General features: G+C 41.8%; 19 protein-coding genes. 3 read left to right on the plus strand and 16 right to left on the minus strand.

Annotation, left to right across the window (positions count from 1 at the left end; translation table 11 throughout):
• Positions 1-9: 9 nt before the first annotated feature.
• The 5 genes from HCJ54_RS03100 to rpmG all read right to left on the minus strand — a co-directional run bounded on the left by HCJ54_RS03100 (position 10) and on the right by rpmG (position 3,625).
• Positions 10-981: an ROK family glucokinase gene (locus HCJ54_RS03100; RefSeq protein ID WP_187136613.1), complete on the minus strand. Its 972-nt coding sequence runs from the start codon at positions 979-981 to the stop codon at positions 10-12.
• Between the two features lie 13 nt (positions 982-994).
• Positions 995-1,207 (minus strand): YqgQ family protein, encoded by a 213-nt coding sequence (locus HCJ54_RS03105; protein WP_036064935.1) that lies wholly within the window; start codon positions 1,205-1,207, stop codon positions 995-997.
• An 11-nt stretch (positions 1,208-1,218) separates the two neighbouring features.
• Complete coding sequence (locus HCJ54_RS03110) at positions 1,219-2,766, minus strand: rhomboid family protein (protein ID WP_187136614.1); 1,548 nt, start codon at positions 2,764-2,766, stop codon at positions 1,219-1,221.
• 94 nt (positions 2,767-2,860) lie between these two features.
• A complete protein-coding gene (locus HCJ54_RS03115) occupies positions 2,861-3,415 on the minus strand; it encodes a 5-formyltetrahydrofolate cyclo-ligase (RefSeq protein WP_185525295.1) in 555 nt (184 codons plus the stop codon).
• 60 nt (positions 3,416-3,475) lie between these two features.
• Positions 3,476-3,625 (minus strand): 50S ribosomal protein L33, encoded by a 150-nt coding sequence (gene rpmG, locus HCJ54_RS03120; RefSeq protein ID WP_003719608.1) that lies wholly within the window; start codon positions 3,623-3,625, stop codon positions 3,476-3,478.
• A gap of 201 nt (positions 3,626-3,826) precedes the next feature.
• On the opposite strand from rpmG, the gene HCJ54_RS03125 reads away from it, so the two are divergent.
• The 3 genes from HCJ54_RS03125 to rsgA all read left to right on the plus strand — a co-directional run bounded on the left by HCJ54_RS03125 (position 3,827) and on the right by rsgA (position 5,959).
• A complete protein-coding gene (locus tag HCJ54_RS03125; RefSeq protein WP_185525296.1) occupies positions 3,827-4,180 on the plus strand; it encodes a hypothetical protein in 354 nt (117 codons plus the stop codon).
• Positions 4,181-4,210: 30 nt separating this feature from the next.
• Positions 4,211-4,693 carry an MltG/YceG/YrrL family protein gene (locus HCJ54_RS03130; protein WP_187136615.1) on the plus strand — a complete coding sequence of 161 codons (483 nt, stop codon included), beginning with the start codon at positions 4,211-4,213 and terminating at the stop codon, positions 4,691-4,693.
• Between the two features lie 204 nt (positions 4,694-4,897).
• Positions 4,898-5,959, plus strand: a complete 1,062-nt coding sequence (gene rsgA / locus HCJ54_RS03135; protein WP_185525297.1) for a ribosome small subunit-dependent GTPase A — start codon at positions 4,898-4,900, stop codon at positions 5,957-5,959.
• Between the two features lie 86 nt (positions 5,960-6,045).
• Here the strand turns inward: rsgA and pnp are convergent, their stop codons facing one another.
• From pnp to rimP, 11 genes are all read right to left on the minus strand, one after another.
• On the minus strand, positions 6,046-8,217 hold the full coding sequence (gene pnp / locus HCJ54_RS03140) for a polyribonucleotide nucleotidyltransferase (RefSeq protein WP_187136616.1): 2,172 nt from the start codon (positions 8,215-8,217) through the stop codon (positions 6,046-6,048).
• 310 nt (positions 8,218-8,527) lie between these two features.
• Positions 8,528-8,797, minus strand: coding sequence for a 30S ribosomal protein S15 (gene rpsO / locus HCJ54_RS03145; protein ID WP_036062005.1), 270 nt, complete (start codon positions 8,795-8,797; stop codon positions 8,528-8,530).
• A 142-nt stretch (positions 8,798-8,939) separates the two neighbouring features.
• Complete coding sequence (locus HCJ54_RS03150) at positions 8,940-9,866, minus strand: bifunctional riboflavin kinase/FAD synthetase (protein ID WP_187136617.1); 927 nt, start codon at positions 9,864-9,866, stop codon at positions 8,940-8,942.
• A 136-nt stretch (positions 9,867-10,002) separates the two neighbouring features.
• A complete protein-coding gene (gene truB, locus HCJ54_RS03155) occupies positions 10,003-10,929 on the minus strand; it encodes a tRNA pseudouridine(55) synthase TruB (protein WP_187136618.1) in 927 nt (308 codons plus the stop codon).
• Between the two features lie 74 nt (positions 10,930-11,003).
• Entirely contained in the window at positions 11,004-11,348 is a 345-nt protein-coding gene (rbfA, locus tag HCJ54_RS03160; protein WP_185408726.1) for a 30S ribosome-binding factor RbfA, read from the minus strand.
• A 14-nt stretch (positions 11,349-11,362) separates the two neighbouring features.
• Entirely contained in the window at positions 11,363-11,641 is a 279-nt protein-coding gene (locus HCJ54_RS03165) for a DUF503 domain-containing protein (RefSeq protein ID WP_036064925.1), read from the minus strand.
• The gene (gene infB / locus HCJ54_RS03170) at positions 11,638-13,929 is read right to left on the minus strand and encodes a translation initiation factor IF-2 (protein WP_187136619.1); all 2,292 of its coding nucleotides are present in this window, start codon (positions 13,927-13,929) and stop codon (positions 11,638-11,640) included. The genes HCJ54_RS03165 and infB overlap by 4 nt, the downstream gene beginning before the upstream one ends.
• Before the next feature lie 22 nt (positions 13,930-13,951).
• Positions 13,952-14,254, minus strand: a complete 303-nt coding sequence (locus tag HCJ54_RS03175; protein WP_036064923.1) for a YlxQ family RNA-binding protein — start codon at positions 14,252-14,254, stop codon at positions 13,952-13,954.
• The gene (gene rnpM, locus HCJ54_RS03180) at positions 14,244-14,531 is read right to left on the minus strand and encodes an RNase P modulator RnpM (RefSeq protein WP_187136620.1); all 288 of its coding nucleotides are present in this window, start codon (positions 14,529-14,531) and stop codon (positions 14,244-14,246) included. Before rnpM ends, HCJ54_RS03175 begins: the two co-directional genes overlap by 11 nt.
• An 18-nt stretch (positions 14,532-14,549) precedes the next feature.
• Positions 14,550-15,671: a transcription termination factor NusA gene (nusA, locus tag HCJ54_RS03185; protein WP_036064919.1), complete on the minus strand. Its 1,122-nt coding sequence runs from the start codon at positions 15,669-15,671 to the stop codon at positions 14,550-14,552.
• 29 nt (positions 15,672-15,700) lie between these two features.
• Positions 15,701-16,168, minus strand: a complete 468-nt coding sequence (gene rimP, locus HCJ54_RS03190; protein ID WP_185408728.1) for a ribosome maturation factor RimP — start codon at positions 16,166-16,168, stop codon at positions 15,701-15,703.
• Positions 16,169-16,203: the final 35 nt, after the last annotated feature.

Here is a 16,203-nt window from a genome sequence, read left to right on the forward strand (position 1 = left end):
ATACATTCGTTATTCAGCTGGTAAAGCTAGCCAAGCCGCGCCTAAGACACCGGCATCATTCCCAAGTGTAGCAATGGAAATGGAAGTTGATTCTCGAACAGCCGGGAAAACCATTCCTTCAAAATAGCTTTGAATTGGTTTCAATAGCGCTTCTCCTGCCGCTGAAACGCCTCCACCAATGATAATTTTTTCTGGGTTTAACATGTTTCCAATATGACTACATGCAAGCCCTAAATAGAAGCAAATGTGATCCACGACTTGGCTTGCCAACTTATCTCCTTTAGCCGCAAGATCAAAAATCAACTTGGATGTTGTTTCCTCTGTTCCTTGTTTGATTATACTTTTTAATTCTGATTCTGATGCGAAGGATGCAGCTAAATCCTTCGCTACGCGAACAATCCCAGTGGCAGATGCAATTGTTTCCAAACAACCTTTTTTACCACATGTGCAATCATACGCTTCTGGACTTGTATCCACAGTGATGTGTCCAATTTCTCCCGCAGCACCTTTTGCGCCATGAAGGATCTTTCCTTCTGCAAAAATACCACCGCCGACCCCAGTTCCTAGTGTTACAAAAAACACATTTGCTGAGCCCTCGCCCGCTCCTTGCCATCTTTCGCCTACTGCTGCGATATTAGCATCATTATCTAAATACACATCTAGTCCTGTGATTTTCTTAAGGTCCGTGGCAACTTTTTGCTCCTTCGCCCAGTTCAAGTTATAAGCACCTTTTACTGTACCTGTTTCATAGTTAATAGTCCCAGGTGTGCCCATTCCAATACCATGGAAAATATCCTTATTTAATTGCAAGTCCCTTAGTTTCTGATTGATGCTATCACCAATATTTTGGACAATATGACCACCTTCATCTGAAATATCCGTTTCGACAGACCATTTTTCTTCAATTGTACCATCGGTTGTTAGAATCGCGATTTTTGCAGTTGTACCACCAAGGTCAACACCAATTAATTTCTTTTCCATTTTCACATACCTCCTAATCTGCTACTTTATTTTTAGCCTTCTCTTTGTCTAATTCTACTTTCAGGATAGATCTTGCGCGGGCATAGACTTCACGATCCAGCAATTTATGTTTAAACAGTTCAGTCAGCTCGTATTCCATCATTTCGATATCCCATTGTCGCTTCCCTAGATATACGATGATGCCGTATTTTTTCAGCAATTGAGCCACATCATAGACTGTTTTCATAACGATACCTCTTATCTTGTTTGAATTTTATTCTCCAAGTATAACTTATACTGCACATAATTTGCTGTGTCTTCTTGCTCCACAGCAATTGTCGCCTCTTTCAATGCTTGCTTTAGATCCCCCTGCATTTCATAACTTCTCGCAAGCAAAAAGTGCGCGTGTGGGTTAAACGGTTCTTGTGAAATGGCTTCACGTGCGTAGCTAGCAGCATCCTCTTCGTTTCCTTTAATTGTCGCGATGATTGCCAAATTTGTAAAACTGATCTCATCCGCACTGCCAGAAGACCGCAGTTGTTGAAGTATTTTTTGCGCAGTCGCGTAATCCTCATGTTGAATAAAGGCTCCTGCAACAGCATTTGCGTTCTGTGGTTCATAAGGATTTTGCCCTTTATTAAAACCAAACCATAGGAAGAATGCCGTTAGTAAAATAACAGAGGCTCCGTATACAACCCGGCGCCAATGGAAATACTGATGTGGTAGTGATAAGGCTCCTGCAATCAAGAAACCACCAACTAAACCACCAACATGCCCTGCTAAATCAATACCTTGTGAGAATAGATCAACAACAAGGTTCACAACCACCAATCCAGCGATACTAATTCCCAATGATCTTGCATATACATGCGGTTTCAACACTACTAAATACAACAAGGCGCCAAAAATACCGAATATCGCCGTACTTGCACCTGCCGCCACATTGATATTGAAGACAAAGCTCGCGACGACGCCAGTAATACCTGATAGGACATAAATCAGGGCGTAACGCCATTTCCCATATAATTTCTCTGCCATCGGGCCAATGATATATAAAACAACAGAATTCATGAGCAGATGCAACAAACCAATATGAATGAACATCGGTGTAATGAAACGCCACCATTCCCCTGCATATATGAGCGGATTGAATTTAGCACCCCAGCGAACAAGGTTAAATGTATTATTACTCGTTCCTCCGGTGAAGGTCATGATTAGAAATACTGCGATTTGGATCGCTAACAATATATATGTCACATAAGGCTTTTCTTTGCGAGCTTGTACTTGTTCCTCGCTTACTTTTGTAGTGATATAGTTGATAACAATGCTACGTTCTTTAGCAATCCTATCTTCATCTAGCTCATTTGGAACGTGAAAAGTTTCTGGTGGTACGCCTAAATCTAGGCACATTTGGTTCAATTGTTCATTCGCGTTTTCTTGATCAATCAATATATTATCTAAACTTATTTTCTCGTTCTCTGATTGAAGCGGCTTATCGAACCATTCCGAAATATCCCCAACTGGTTTAAAAGGCGTGATGTAAATATTGATGAGTGACAATTTCAAACGCCCCATCTGTTTGCGCAAGTCCTCGCATACATGCATCACTTGCTCAATATCACGTTCTACGACATTGGACCAACTGAGCTCCTTCATTTGAATTCGAATCACTGGTCTTTTCTTTTGTGCTGGATTATCTAACCATAATTCTTGCTTCTTTTCATGAAGGTGGATCAATCGATATCCTTCCTCAATAAGAAAATAGTTAGTTAATCGCCAAAAAATATACTGTTCTTGGAGGCTCAAAAAATTCCCTGCTTTCTTTTAAAATCCTATTTATAAGTACTACTATACGCAAAAAGGCGAGTATTGTAAATCAATCTCCGCCGATTTTTTGCTATTATTTCAGATTATTTTCAAGTACTAGTTTTTGAACGGGTAAATCATGAGCTTCTGGCGTGAAATCTGTCGATATTTGTTCGGCGTAACAGAGAGAAATCGTACGTCCTTCATATCCTGCTAAATAGCGGTCGTAAAAGCCAGCACCAAAACCAATTCGGTAACCATCAGGGCGAAAGAGAACACCTGGAACGATAAGTAAATCGATCTCTGCCTTGGCTAAAATTCGTGCTTTTGTCGCCGGCTCATATAATCCTAAAGCTTTTTTCACAAGCTTATCATCGGGCCGATACTCCCGGAATTGCATTGTCTTTGTTTTGTTATCTGTTTCGGGTATCGATACACATTTCCCTTCTCGCCAAGCGCGCTCAATGATGGACTGTGTTGCCACTTCTGGAAAGCGTGCTATCGTAATGCCGATTGCTTGAGCCCTTTGCCAAACCTCTTCTTGAAAAAGTTGATTTGCAATTTGGAGGGAACGCTTTTTATATGTAGCTTCATCCATCTGTTTTAGTTGTGCCAGTATTTGCTCACGTAGGTAGGCTTTTGTTGACATCAGTATCTCCTCCCAAATCGTTTTTTCAATAAAAAAAGCAACAGGTGAAAATCCTGCTGCTTACTTAGTTTCGCGGTGCAAAGTAACACGACGCAATCTTGGACAATATTTTTTTAATTCAATACGTTCCGGGTTTTCACGTTTGTTTTTAGTAGTGATATAATTGCGATCGCCACACTCAGTGCATTCTAAAGTGATATTAACACGCATTCTATTTCCCTCCAGACTCTCATCAAACTGATTTTTTATTTATCAGACCTGTATTATAATATCATTTTTAAGGGCTTTACGCAAGGATTCCTGAGCTTTTCTTTTTATTTTCTTTACAATATCTATTTTTGACTATGTTTTTGATGGAATTTATGCTATAAATAGAAGTAGAGTTTAGGGAAAAGAGGTGTTATTAACACAATGACTGTTTTAATCATAATTCTCCTTGCCTGTTCTGTCGTCCTATTCTTGCTTTCATTTATGCAAAAAGGAAATAGCAAACAGTTAGAAAACGAGATGGAAGAAATTGCATCTCAATTAATGCAAGAGAACTTCGAATTAAAAAAACGCGTGTCTACTCTAGAAAATACATTGAAGGTCGATGCTGATTCTGTCACACCTGTTCGCACTTCTAGCAAGAAACTTCGTGACTTAAGAAAAAAACAAATCATCACTTTGTATACGTCTGGTGTCACTATAGAAGAAATTGTCACACAATCGGAGCTTTCAGAGGACCAAGTAAATGAAATAATTGCTGAATACGTAGCTCATTAAATTAGAGAATTCATAGGAGGAAATAATACAATGAAACAATCACTTCGCATGCTGGCATTAGGTTTTTTAATCTCAGCAGTGCTACTACTTGTCTTTGATACATTCTTCTCGTCAAGCGCACAAGCAGAGAAATCGGCGGAGCCCAAAACAACAACCACAGCAAAATCAGCTGATAACGCTAGTTACAAAAAGAAATACGAAGATTTACTCGCAGCTCAAGAATTAGCAAAATCTCAAGCCGCAGAAGCTCAAAAGGCAGTCGCAGCTAAGAAAAAAGCAGAGGAAGAAAAAGCAAAACAAATCAAGAAGTTTACATTGGTTATCAAAAAAGGTGACCCTTCTTCCAAAGCAGGAAATGAATTACAAATAGCCGGTATAATCAAATCTGGCGCTGAGTTTGATAAATTCTTGCGCGCAAACGGTTATGAGAAATACGTTCGTGATGGTAGTTATGCTTTAACAAGCAATATGACTGCGGATCAAATCGCAAAAATCATTACACATAAAAATTAACGAGTCAAACAGGTAAGCAGATTCCAACGCTTTCCTGTTTTTTTGTAGCAAAAACGCCCTACTTGTGTTATAATGATTCAGAATTCCCAGTATGAAAGGATGATGAAGTATGGCTATTGTAGAATTTCTAAACACAAACAGCAATCACATTTTGGGAGTGTTTAATTTGATTTAAAGCTCCCCTATTATAAAGGAGCGAAAACATTGACTATTATTAATTATGGATTTACAGATTTTTTTGAGTCGCAAACATTGCAAAGCGGGCTTATTCCTGCACGTGTCACCGCTGTTTTCAAGGATTTTTTCAAAGTGGTTTCAGAGGATGGCGAACATTTAGCGAAATTAAAGCACGTGGCTTTTATGGGGGCGATAAATACAGAATTACCAGCAGTTGGCGATTTTGTTGCACTGGAGAGTCACCCGCGGGACACATCTTTGATTCACGGTGTGCTAGATCGGAAAACCGTTTTTAAACGTAGCGATCCTGCTGGTGGCGAACAATTGGTGGCTGCTAACTTCGATTATGTCTTTATTGTTAGTTCACTCAATCATGATTTCAATATGAATCGGCTAGAGCGTTATTTGACCATCGCGTGGGATAGTGGCGCAAAACCTGTCGTTATTTTGACCAAGGCGGACCTGAGCGATAACGTGACACAAATTGTAACGGAAATCGAGCTCGTGGCTTATGGCGTTCCTATTTTTCCCGTGGATAACTTATCAAAGCGTGGATTCGAGGATATCGAGCAATTTCTGAAACAGGGAGAAACCATCGTGTTACTCGGATCTTCAGGCGTCGGCAAGTCCTCTTTTATCAACGCTTTGTCAGGAGAAACATTGATGAAAACAAGTGAGATTAGAGAAGATGATTCTAAAGGGAAACATACGACCACACACCGGGAGTTGCACCGACTTTCCACTGGCTTACTTGTTATTGATACTCCTGGTATGCGAGAACTTGGTATCGGGCAAGCAAGTCATGGTCTTGGTGAAACTTTCCAAGATATTGAGCTACTGGCGAACGATTGCAAGTTTCGTAATTGCCAGCACGGTAGCGAGCCAGGATGCGCCGTACAAAGTGCGCTAGAGGACGGTAGTTTACCTGAGACTCATTATTCCAATTGGCTCAAATTAAAGCGAGAACTGGCTTATTTTGAGCGTAAAAACGACCCTGTCTTACAACGTGCAGAAAAGCAGAAATGGAAAGCTGTTCATAAGGCACTGGAAACACAATATAAGTCCAATCTCAAAGCACGAAAAAAATAATAGATGGAAACGAGCCTGCCAATTTGGCGGGCTTTTTTGCGCGCTATAAAGAAAACACTCGCCAAAACGACGAGTGCTTATCATACTTATTTATTATCCTTATTGTAAGGTTTTTTGTATCCTTCTTTACGTGGCGGACGGCTAGATTGTTCTGTGTCGCCCTCTTTTTTCTCGATTAAGGCTTTGCGTGATACATTCACACGACCATGGTCATCGATTTCTGTGACTTTCACTTTGACGATATCGCCCATCTTCAAGATGTCCTCTACTTTTCCAACACGCTCGTGTGCTAATTCAGAAATGTGGATAAGACCATCTTTGCCTTTGAACAACTCAACAAAAGCTCCGAATTTCTCGATGCGACGTACTTTACCGTCATAGATTTCACCAACTTGTACTTCACGAACGATTTCTTCGATCATCGCTTTCGCTTTTTCAATCATAGCATCATCTTGAGACGCGATGAAAACTGTACCGTCTTGTTCAATATCAATTTTAACGTCCGTTTCATCGATGATTTGGTTAATTTGTTTGCCGCCAGGTCCGATAACGTCTTTGATTTTATCTGGTTTGATGTTGATTGTTACGATCTTAGGTGCATATTCGGATAACGTTTCGCGCGGTGTATTGATCGTTGCTTCTAGGTGCTCCAGGATGTGCAAACGACCCGCTTTCGCTTGTGTCAATGCTTCTTCTAGAATTTGACGGCTAAGGCCATCGATTTTAATATCCATTTGTAGTGCAGTAATACCATCGCGTGTTCCGGCTACTTTGAAATCCATATCGCCGAAATGATCTTCCATACCTTGGATGTCAGAAAGGATCGTATAGTCATCACCAAGTTTCACAAGACCCATCGCAATACCTGCAACTGGGGCTTTGATTGGGACACCAGCGTCCATCATCGCAAGCGTCGATCCACAGATACTTGCTTGTGAACTCGAGCCATTTGATTCCAAAACTTCGGAAACAAGGCGAATCGTGTATGGGAAATCCTCTTCGCTTGGAATAACTTGTTGTAATGCACGTTCACCTAAAGCCCCGTGACCGATTTCGCGGCGGCCTGGTGCACGGCGAGGTCCGGTTTCTCCAACACTGAATTGTGGGAAGTTATAGTGATGCATGAATCGCTTAGAATCTTCTAAACCAAGACCATCAATGATTTGGTGTTCACGAAGCGGTGCTAGTGTACATACGCTAAGTGCTTGCGTTTGCCCACGTGTGAACAGTCCTGAACCATGGACGCGCGGTAAAATACCAACCTCAGATGATAGCGGGCGAATTTCATCCACTTTACGACCATCTGGACGGATTTTGTCTTGAGAAATAAGACGGCGCATTTCATCTTTTTCGAGCAGTTCTAGAATATGCTTCACTTCAGAGATCACTTCGGTAGCATCTTCTAGTTCTTTCGCTTCGTATTCCGCAATAACCGTTTCTTTTAACACGTTGATATTTTCTTCACGCGCTAGTTTTTCTTCGGTTTTGATCGCGATTTTCATATCTGCTTCTGCGCGAGCCTTCACTTCTGCTACAAGTTCTGCGTTTGGAACGAATAATTCGATTTCCATTTTTTCTTTCCCAACAGCTGCAACTATCTCTTCTTGGAACGCAATAAGGCGCTTAATCTCTTCGTGGCCGAACATAATGGCTTCTAGCATCGCTTCTTCAGGCACTTCTTTTGCCCCTGCTTCTACCATGTTAATAGCTTCTTTTGTTCCGGCAACCGTCAAGCTAATATCGCTCTTTTCTTGGTCGGCAACGCTTGGATTAATAATATATTCACCGTTCACGCGACCTACATCAACACCTGCAATCGGCCCTTCAAAAGGAATATCCGAGATGGAGAGTGCAATCGATGAACCGAGCATCGCTGCCATTTCTGGTGAACAATCTTGCTCTACACTAAGTACTGTCGACGTAATTTGAACATCATTACGATATCCTTCAGCAAAAAGCGGACGAATTGGACGGTCAATCAGGCGTGCTGTCAATGTTGCACGGTCACTTGGACGACCTTCACGTTTTAAGAAGCCACCTGGTACTTTACCAACAGCATACATCTTCTCTTCATAGTTTACAGTTAGTGGGAAAAAATCACCTGGTCTTGGTTTTCTAGAACCAACGGCAGCAGTGAGAACAACCGTGTCACCGTAACGAATTAATGCAGCACCGTTTGCTTGTTTTGCCATTTGACCAACTTCGATAACTAGCTCCTTGCCAGCCCATGTGGATTTGAATACTTGTTTTTCAGACATATTTTGATCTCCTTTTTGTTAGGAGCGTCCACTGTCCAATAGAAACTTTACCATGCATAATAATTCTTCACGCACGCCTTTTAAAAAGTTTAAAAGACACGCATGAATCCAAAAACCTACTATTCTCTCACCAAGTTGAGGCTTGCACCCGTGGATTCAATGAATGGAGTTAATATCTTGTTTTGTTATGTAATAGCACGTTTTTGGATTCATGCGATAAAGCTTCTTTCTATGTCAATGACTAGTGGGACGCTTCTTGTTTATTTTTTTCAAAAAAAAACGGGACAAAAATATCCCGTTTTCCTTGTGTTTATCGACGTAAACCTAAACGTCCGATAAGTTCGCGGTAACGTGCAACATCTTTCTTACGTAGGTAAGTTAAAAGGTTACGACGATGACCGACCATTTTCATCAAACCACGATAAGAATGGTGATCCTTCTTGTGTTCGCGAACGTGTTCATTCAAACTGTTGATTTCTGCAGTAAGAACAGCGATTTGAACCTCTGGTGAACCAGTGTCCGTATCATGTACACGATATTCAGCGATAATTTCATTTTTACGCTCTTGTGTCAATGCCATTTCTTACACACCTCCTTCTTTTCTAATCCCCGCATACTGAGCCAAGCGTTGGTGACTCGCAAAAAGCCAAGTAAGGGTTCTTTTTCGTACAGAGTTAAAGATACACTATTTCACTGTAAAAAGCAAGTAATAGCCAGAGTTTTTATGCAAAATATGCTCGTGTATCTACTTCGTCTTGCTTCAACTGTTCAATCAATCCCTCAACACCATTAAATTTCAGTTCCGGACGGAAGTAATGGAACCATTCGATCTCGATTTCTTCGCCGTATATTTCTTGATGAAAATCTAGAATATACACTTCAATTGACATCTCCTGATCGTCTTTAAATGTGATATTATAGCCAATACTCGCCATACCAAGATGAATTTTTCCATTCACCTTAAATCGAACGGCATAGACACCTAACTTCGGAATTAGGAATCCTTCATCCACAGCGATATTTGCAGTGGGAAATCCGATAGTCCGACCTCGTTTATCACCATGAATAACGGTTCCTGTAATCGTATATGGATAACCTAGCAGTCGGTTTGCCTCGTCTAGTTGGCCTTCTGCGATATATTTGCGAATATTTGTCGAACTCACTTTATCATGCAAATCTTCTAATTTCTGAACGATTGTCACGTCAAATTGGCCTTGTGCATAATCAGCAAGCGCCGTCATTTTACCTGCTCCTTGACGTCCATACGAATAATCGAATCCTGCTACAACGTGCTTCGCATTCAAGCCAATTAAGTAATTTGATACAAAATCTTCAGGGCTTAAATTCGAAAAAGCGGTTGTAAATCGAACAATGTATAAAATATCAACGCCGAGCTCTGCCATTTTACGTTTCTTTTCTTCGATTGGCGTTAAATATTTCACTTGCGTACGCATTTGGCTGAGCACAACAGACGGATGTGGATCAAAGGTTAAAACAGCCGTTTTTATGCGACGCTTTTCAGCTTCTTTTTTAGCTGTGTGAATAACTTCTTGGTGCCCTCGGTGCAATCCGTCGAAAAAACCAAGTGCCATCACTTTTGGATCACGATTCATTTTTTCTGGCGGATGGTGCAAAAAATACGTTTCCATGAAATCCCCTTCTCTTTCTTTTCTCGCTATGTTTACCTCGCGAATTCACGGGTAAATTATACTGCGCAATCAATACGGAGTTACGAGAAGCTACCACGTTTAAAAAAATGGGTAGCTTCTTTTCGTTGTGCCATTTTTAGTTTAATTTACCAGATCGTAGTTCAATGACTTTTTCTGGTTTCCAAAAATCACGACGCTCCGGATGTTGGACATAGATTGCTGTGAGTTTGTTTTTGTGCAACAAGGCTACGCGACCTTTGCTACGTTCTTTAATAAATTGTTCTGGCAAGACGACACCGTTGAGTACTTTTTCGTATAGGGTATCGGAAATATCCTGTTTAACCATGTCAGATAAGCCATCCTCTAATGGGTATAGGAAGCTCGCCTCTTCTTCTTTGGCTCGCAAGTCTTCAATTTCAGCCAGTGTAAAACATTGTTCCTCTGTAAAAATACCGCTTTGTGTGCGCTTTAATGCAGACATATGTGCCGGATATCCAAGTTTTTCACCAATCATCACGGCTAATGTTCGGATATATGTTCCTTTTCCGCATGTAATACGAATCCGGAAGGTATGCTGATCTGGATCTATTGGTACGTAAGGCTTTAGGAGTTCGATTGCATAAATATTCACCCTGCGTTTCGGTCGCTCTACCTCTATACCCTCTCGTGCATATTCATACAATTTGCGTCCTTTTACTTTGACGGCGGAATACATTGGTGGAATTTGTTCGATCTCGCCGACGAAGGACTTTGCTGCTTTTTCCACATCGATTGGTAGAATGGTTTCAGTGATCGCTTTAGAGGCAACGACTTCTCCACTCGCATCTTCGGTCGTTGTTGCTGTTCCTAATGTGACTGTCGCCTCATACGTTTTACCTTCATCTGTAATGTATTCAGCGAGCTTCGTAGCGCGTCCGATACAGATTGGTAGTACCCCTTCCACATCCGGATCAAGCGTACCAGTATGTCCTACTTTTTTTGTCTGAAGAATTTTGCGTAATTTGAATACGCAGTCATGACTTGTCATGCCTTTTTCTTTCCATAAGGGGATAATTCCGTCCATCGCGCAAATCACTCCTTTCCTACATAAAGAAGGATAGACATCCGTAAAAACGGCACCTACCCTCCACTTATTTCTTATTCATTATCATTTAGACCACGCAATAGGTCGTCGATATGATTACCATAAGCAACAGAATGATCTATTTCAAAAAATAGTTCTGGTACTTTGCGTAAACGAATGCGACTTCCGATTTCAGAGCGAATAAACCCGTGTGCTTTTTCTAAGGCTGCCAGAGCATCTTTTTGCTCTCTTTCTTCACCTAAAACAGAAACAAACACGGTTGCTTGTTGCAGATCTCCTGTGACATCGACACCTGTGACAGTTATAAATCCAATGCGCGGATCTCTTAATTTACGATTAAGGATGTCCCCAAGTTCTTTTTTCATTTGCTCTGCTACACGATTAGCTCGGACATTCATGTTTTCACCTCATTTTACAGACTTTCCATCGTTGTTTTGCCTCGCTCCCACTCTGGGAAAGAGTCGAGAAAAACAAGAACAGTATCCGCCATTTTTTCGGCTTGATTATGTGATTCACTGACAACAGCGAACCCGATGAGGGCGCGCTGCCATTTGTCTTGGAATCCAATTTCAGCAATGGAGATATTAAATTTTTGGCCAGCGCGTGTTAGAACGCGTTTTAAAATGGCTCGCTTTTGTTTCAATGTTTGTGGGGTCTGCAAAAACCACTCGGATTCGACGTAACGGATCATTTACGCTCGATTTCCTCCATGATGTAAGCTTCAATCACATCGTCTTCTTTAATGTCGTTAAATTTATCGATGGTGATACCACATTCGTAACCTTTGGCAACTTCTTTGGCATCATCTTTAAAGCGTTTCAACGTGCCGATTTCACCTTCAAAAACAACGATGCCATCACGGATAACACGAACGCCGCTGTCACGTGTGATTTTACCATCAGTAACGTAACAACCCGCGATTGTACCCACTTTGGATACGCTAATTGTTTGGCGAACTTGGGCTTGCCCGATAATTTTTTCTTGGAATTCTGGGTCAAGCATTCCTTTCATCGCCGCTTCAATTTCATCGATGGCTTTATAGATAACGCGATGTAAGCGGATATCCACGCCTTCATTTTCAGCACCTTCACGTGCCTGTGTTGTCGGGCGAACGTTGAAACCGATGACGATAGCGTTTGACGCTGAAGCCAATGTAATATCTGACTCGTTGATGGCACCAACGGACGTATGGATAATTTTGACGTTAACGCCTTCTACTTCAATCTTACGTAGGGATGCAGCTAATGCTTCGACTGATCCTTGTACGTCCGCTTTGATGATAACGTTAACTTCTTTCATTTCTCCAGCTTTCATGTGCTCAAATAGATTTTCCAAACTCACACGGTTTGTCGCAGAGCGTTGGGCTACAACGGCACGACTTGAGCGGGCTTCCCCAACGCTACGTGCTGTTTTCTCATCTTCAAAGACTACGAAACGGTCACCAGCTTGTGGTACGTCGCTCAGTCCAGTGATTTCAACGGGTGTACTTGGTCCAACTTTTTTCACGCGGCGTCCAATATCATTGACCATCGCACGAACGCGTCCAAATGTATGACCGACAACGATTGGATCGCCGACTTTCAGCGTACCATCTTGTACTAGAAGTGTCGCAACGGAACCGCGACCTTTATCTAGTTCTGCCTCGATAACGCTACCGATAGCAAGACGGTCTGGGTTCGCTTTTAATTCTTCTACTTCGGAAACAAGCAGAATCATTTCAAGCAACGTGTCCAGTCCTTCGCCGAATTTCGCCGAGATTGGCACGAAAATGGTGTCGCCCCCCCATGCTTCAGGAACTAATTCGTACTCGGTTAGTTCTTGCATTACTCGATCGGCATTGGCTTGCGGTTTATCGATTTTGTTTACAGCAACAATGATTGGAACTTCCGCTGCTTTCGCATGGTTGATCGCCTCAATTGTTTGTGGCATAACGCCATCGTCTGCTGCTACAACAAGGATTGTAATATCGGTAATTTTCGCACCACGTGCACGCATCGTTGTAAAGGCTGCGTGACCAGGTGTATCTAGGAATGTAATTTTTTTGTTGTGCACTTCTAGTTGGTAAGCACCGATATGCTGCGTGATTCCGCCGGCTTCACCAAGTGTTACCTTCGTGTTACGCAGGGAATCAAGCAATGTTGTTTTACCGTGATCGACGTGACCCATGATTGTTACAACAGCTGGGCGCTCTACTTCTTTACCTTTATCTTCCTCAGGTGCTTCTTCAAAATAAACATCTAGATCTGTGATGTCAATTTTGATCTCTTCTTCTACTTCTACACCGTACTCGCCGCAAACAAGTTCAATGGCATCTTTGTCTAAACCTTGGTTAATCGTTGCTACGACGCCAAGCATGAATAGTTTTTTGATGATTTCTGATGGCTCACGGTATAATTTACGCGCTAGCTCCCCAACGGTAAGTGACTCTGAGAATACGATTTTTTCTGGAAGCTCTTTTGGCTTCGGTGGTGTCGGTGGTACTGTACTGTGATTACGTTTTCCTTTGTATTTAGTGTTGTTTTTGCGACCGCGGTTTTGGTTGTTGCGATTGCCACCTTGGCTACGATTTCCTCCACCTTGCGCGTTTCCACCTGGTCGGCTTTGTCCACCGCTATTGTTCGGGCGATTTTGCCCGCCTTGCGTTGGTTTGTTCGCACTTGCTGCTGGTTTGGCTGCGCCTTGTGACGCTGGTTTATTCGAATTATTATTTGGTTTCGATTGATTTGATTTATCATTCATATTTGGTTTATTAGACCCCTTACTTTGACCTGCTTCGTTTGGTGCTTTAGGTTGGCTGCTTGGCGCGGCAGATTCTTTTTTCGGTCCAAGCAATGTTTTGTCAAGTTGTCGTAATGCATTTTCGTTAATGGTAGACATGTGGTTGGCGACTTCAACGCCTAACGCTTGTAGTGTTTCGATGACTTTTTTACTAGGTAATTGGTGTTCTTTTGCGTATTCATATACACGAACTTTACTCATGTGACACACCTCCGTTAAGATTTCACCCGAGTAATTCCGTTAATTTTGCCGCAAATCCTTTATCCATTACTGCAATAATGGCCCTTGCATCTTTGCCGATCGCACCGCCTAGCTGTTCACGGGTGCCGGCTTTCACAAGCTGGACATCGTAATACTGGCATTTGTTACGGATTGTTTTCTCGGTTTTTTCTGATATATCTTCTGAAATGATGACTAGACGTGCTTTTTGACGTCTCACTTCTTTCAAAACTAGCTCTTCGCCAGTCACGAGTTTGCGAGCGCTATAAGCGATTCCAAGCAAGGAATAAGCTTTGTTATGATCCATGATTTGCTCCTTCAATCGTCTTTACGTATGCAATTAATTGATCGTAAAAACCGTCTTGTTCTGCCATTTTCATCTGTTGAAAAATACTATTCTTCTTTTTGGCTTTTTCAGCAACCTTGCTGTCAATGATGATATAAAAGCCACGACCAGGCGCTTTTCCACTAGGATCTATCGTAAGTACACCGTCTTTGGAGTAGGCAATACGTAAAAGTTCGCCTTTTGGTTTGCGTTCACCGGTTACAATACATTTTCTTAAGGGAATTTTTTTGTTACGCATTCGCGTTGGTCACTCCTTTTATTCTTCGTCTTCTGCAACCTCATCTGCCATATCGATATCGACACGCTCAATGACTGGGCCATCTGGACGTGGATAAATACCAGCTTCTGTTGCTACTGTTTCACTTTTAATGTCGATTTTCCAACCAGTTAGCTTGGCAGCAAGTCGTGCATTTTGACCTTTTTTACCAATTGCTAAGGAAAGTTGGTAATCAGGAACGATAACCGTTGTTGCTTGCTCGGCCGCATTCACGATAACGTCCAATACTTTGGATGGGCTAAGCGCGTTTGCTACGAATGTAAACGGATCAGCAGACCATTCTACAATATCGATTTTTTCGCCTTTTAGTTCATTGACGATGGCTTGCACACGGGCACCTTTTGGCCCAACGCATGCCCCAACTGGATCAACTTCTGGGTTTTCTGTATATACAGAGATTTTCGAGCGGTCACCCGCTTCACGAGCAACAGATTTAATTTCTACGATGCCTTCATAGATTTCCGGAACTTCCATTTCAAAGAGTCGTTTTAATAGACCTGGATGTGTGCGTGATACGTAAATTTGTGGCCCTTTTGTTGTTTTCTCAACTTTTGTCAAATACACTTTAATACGGTCGTGTGCGCGGTATGTCTCATTTGGCATTTGCTCATTTTGAGAAAGAATCGCTTCGATTTTACCCAGATTAACGTAGATAAAACGAGAATCTTGGCGTTCTACAATGCCCGTCATAATATCATCTTCACGATCGATAAATTCATCGTAAATGATGCCTCGTTCTGCTTCACGAACACGTTGCGTCACGACTTGCTTCGCCGTTTGCGCTGCAATTCGACCGAAGTCTTTTGGTGTTACTTCCAGCTCCACAACATCGCCAACTTTAAAAGCAGGGTTGATCTTATGTGCTTCTTCCACCGATATCTCAAGACGTGAATCAAATACTTGATCGACCACATCTTTGCGCGCTAACACGTGCATCGAACCTTTATCTAGGTTTAAATCTACTCGTACATTTTGTGCTTGATTGAAATTACGTTTGTAAGCAGACACAAGCGCCGCCTCAATTGCCTCAATAATCACGTCACGTGAAATTCCTTTATCATGTTCTAACACATGAAGAGCATCTAATAATTCTGAGCTCATTCTTTTTTCAGCTCCTTTAAATTACTGCTTTAAAATTTAATTGCTAGTCTTGCTTTTGCCACTTTGTCCTTTGGAATTTCACAAACAATTTTGCGTGTCTTGTCCAAAATTTCGACAGTGAGCGTTGTGCCATCATAGTTTGTCAATGTACCTTCCCACATTTTACGGTCCGCGATTGGTTCGTAACTTGTGATATAGACCCATTTATCCACAGCTGCTTCAAAATCTGCTTCCTTTTTTAATGGTCGTTCAGCGCCTGGTGATGATACTTCCAGAAAGTAATTTTGCGTAATCGGGTCGTTTTTGTCCAAGATTTCACTCAGTTTCTCGCTAACCAAGGCGCATTCGTCAATATCAATGCCGCCTTCTTTATCTAAAAATACCCGTAAATACCAGTGCTTTCCTTCTTTTTCAAACGCTAAATCGACCAGTTCTAGTTGAAGTTCGGTCGCGATGGGCAACACGATTTCTTCGACTTGTTCAAGAACTTTACTCATTTTAGCCTCCTTCTGCATATCTGACAAAGCTAGAA

The sequence above is a fragment of the Listeria grandensis genome (assembly GCF_014322885.1).
GTDB classification, from domain to species: Bacteria; Bacillota; Bacilli; order Lactobacillales; family Listeriaceae; genus Listeria_A; species Listeria_A grandensis.